This is a genomic window from Borreliella yangtzensis, assembly GCF_014201775.1.
In the GTDB taxonomy this organism is placed as follows: domain Bacteria; phylum Spirochaetota; class Spirochaetia; order Borreliales; family Borreliaceae; genus Borreliella; species Borreliella yangtzensis.
The window spans coordinates 1-2,418 of sequence record NZ_JACHFG010000044.1; the positions used below are offsets into that span (position 1 = coordinate 1).

At 28.7% G+C, this 2,418-nt stretch carries 6 protein-coding genes; all 6 read left to right on the forward strand.

The annotated features are described in order from the left end of the window. Window positions 1-414: DUF735 family protein (locus HNP68_RS06465; RefSeq protein WP_183221603.1), on the forward strand; the 414-nt coding region annotated here is incomplete at its 5' end. A gap of 9 nt (window positions 415-423) precedes the next feature. Next, a complete protein-coding gene (locus HNP68_RS06470) occupies window positions 424-1,236 on the forward strand; it encodes a DUF685 domain-containing protein (protein ID WP_183221605.1) in 813 nt (270 codons plus the stop codon). Between the two features lie 70 nt (window positions 1,237-1,306). Beyond that, window positions 1,307-1,501, forward strand: coding sequence for a BlyA family holin (locus HNP68_RS06475; protein WP_183221607.1), 195 nt, complete (start codon window positions 1,307-1,309; stop codon window positions 1,499-1,501). A gap of 3 nt (window positions 1,502-1,504) precedes the next feature. Then, window positions 1,505-1,843, forward strand: coding sequence for a BlyB family putative holin accessory protein (locus tag HNP68_RS06480; protein ID WP_183221608.1), 339 nt, complete (start codon window positions 1,505-1,507; stop codon window positions 1,841-1,843). Continuing rightward, window positions 1,843-2,178: a BlyB family putative holin accessory protein gene (locus tag HNP68_RS06485; protein ID WP_183221609.1), complete on the forward strand. Its 336-nt coding sequence runs from the start codon at window positions 1,843-1,845 to the stop codon at window positions 2,176-2,178. Before HNP68_RS06480 ends, HNP68_RS06485 begins: the two co-directional genes overlap by 1 nt. Beyond that, window positions 2,171-2,418: BBA14 family lipoprotein (locus tag HNP68_RS06490; RefSeq protein WP_183221611.1), on the forward strand; the 248-nt coding region annotated here is incomplete at its 3' end. The genes HNP68_RS06485 and HNP68_RS06490, both read left to right, overlap by 8 nt.

Below are 2,418 nucleotides of genomic sequence, written 5' to 3' on the forward strand. Positions count from 1 at the left end.
AAAACCCAAACTTTACAAAGTATTACAACCAACATAAACAGTGTTATTTTTGCTTTACGCCATATTGGCACTGATGAGTCATTTAGATTGATTTTCAAGGCGTTTTTAAATGTAGATGTTATAGTTACTACACCAGAAGCAGGTGTTATTGATATCTCATTAAAAGGGACAATAAGAACAAATTTTATTACATTTATTTCTCCTAGCACTACATCAGGAAAATCGCTTAAAAAGATAATACTTAGAGAAAAAAAAGATGGATATGCTGCATCTAAAAAGGCTTTAGTATTCAACTCTCTTCCTAAAGGATATGATCATTCAATTTATGCTTTTATAAAAAGAATTATTCCTATAGATAGAGTTCTAAAAATTAACAATAAAGATGGTGCAAATATTATCACTTTTAACAATTAAGGAGGCTTAATGGCTGCGGATCAAGAAAAATTATTAATTGATGAACAAGAAGCAGTTCAAATAAAAGATTTAAATAAGGTAACAACCGTTGAAAACGACCATCTTTTACTAATAGATGATGGGGTTGCAAGTTGCAATGCTATTACTTTTAAAAAGTTCTTAGAAACCGTTAAAGACAAAACATTTAAAGGCGAAGGACTTGCCGATTTTAAAGAGATAATTAAGTCTACAATCGCTCAAGAACTTGCAGCTAATAAAGATTTTGTAGAAAAAATTTATGCTGAAGCATTGGATAAACTAATTAAAAATGAGTCTGATAAACTTTCTAGTCTTTTTAGCAAAATTAAATCTCGCCTTTCAGATAGTATATCCTCCTCCACTTTATCTAGAAGTGACAATCTTTTGATAATGTCTTCAAGTAGTATTGAAAAAACTCCAGTTCCCAAACAATTACTAGGAGTACCATCTGATTTTGATGCTACTCTGAACGCACCCGCGGGCACTACACTTTATCCGTCTGATTATAAAAATCAAAGATTCCAAGTAGATTTAGACCAATCAAGGAGTGCAACTCTAATTTTTTATAAATATGATGATGATAACCCCATTTATCTTGATATAGAACTTGACATAGACCAATTCGATAGAGAAGGTAGATTCTTATATCTAAGATATTCGGATGAATCTGATAGTCAATATAGCCGAAATCTAGTTTTCAAAAGCGAAACTCTTACTGGCGTAGTCCCACTGTATAAAGGGTGGTATATTCAAAAAAGAATCTACCAAAATTATAGTCCTGTACCAGTTCTTATGAAACTGTAAATTTTTAGCAAAAATTAAAGTTTTGGTATATAATATATATATCAAAAAAAATTAAAATGAAGGATTAAAAATGGATATTAAAATAACTGAACTTCTTATTAACTTAAACGAAATTAAACTTATAGCAGTAATGATTTTTGTCACTGTACTAGTTCTAGGAGTATTAATTCTTCTAAAACCTTTACTAAAAGACATATTGTCTATAGTAGTAGGCAAGATTTTTAGAAATGGCAATGGCAACAATCATATTAAAAAACGGGATTAATTTATGAAATTATCTAAAGATAATCTTAACACTGGACTTACATCTATATCAAACCTTATTGAAATATTTTCTAAATTTGAAAATGAATTTGATGAGGCTGCACATAAAGGATTTTTTTTAGTTTATGAACTATATAACCATTATAAATTAATCTATAAATCAAATATGGAAAGACTTGAGAATGCATTAACACCAACAATAGATAAAACACTCTCTCCACTGAATGAGAAAATCAACAGGTGTATTGATCTAGTTAATTCTGATGAAAAAAATCTAAAGATATCAAATAAGCTCAAATTCAATAAGGACGGAAAACCTATCTACCAAGAGGGGATAAATTAATGCAAAATAATACTGTTGGTTTAGGACTTAATTTACTATCTAACTTAACTAACATAGCTAAAAATACTACAAACATAGATGATAACTACATTAATATTTTCAATAAAGTAATAGATTTTTTCTACAAAACATATATTGAAACACTAAAATCTATGGAAACAGCTGAATCAATGAAAATATTTGCAGAAATACAAGACATATTAAAATGCAATATTGAAATAATAGAGGCTATTTCTAGCAATAAAAGTAAAAGAACTATCTCTTCATTAAAAGCAAAACGCAATAAAATCATGAGGGAATATATCAATGTTCTTAAAAGAGGTAAAAATGTTTAAGCTAGTAAACTTCTTTTTACTTATATTACTACTATGTTGTACTACTATTGCTAGTCTACCAGACGAACCAAAACCTCCAATTATCCAAACAATAGGGACTTTAGCTAAATACGAAGCACAATTATCAGAATATGTTATGTACCTAGTAACATTTTTGGCTAAAACAAAAGTAAAAGTTAATGACCCGAATTATCCAGAATATACTTATCCAGATTTATCAACACTAAAAGACGAACACTC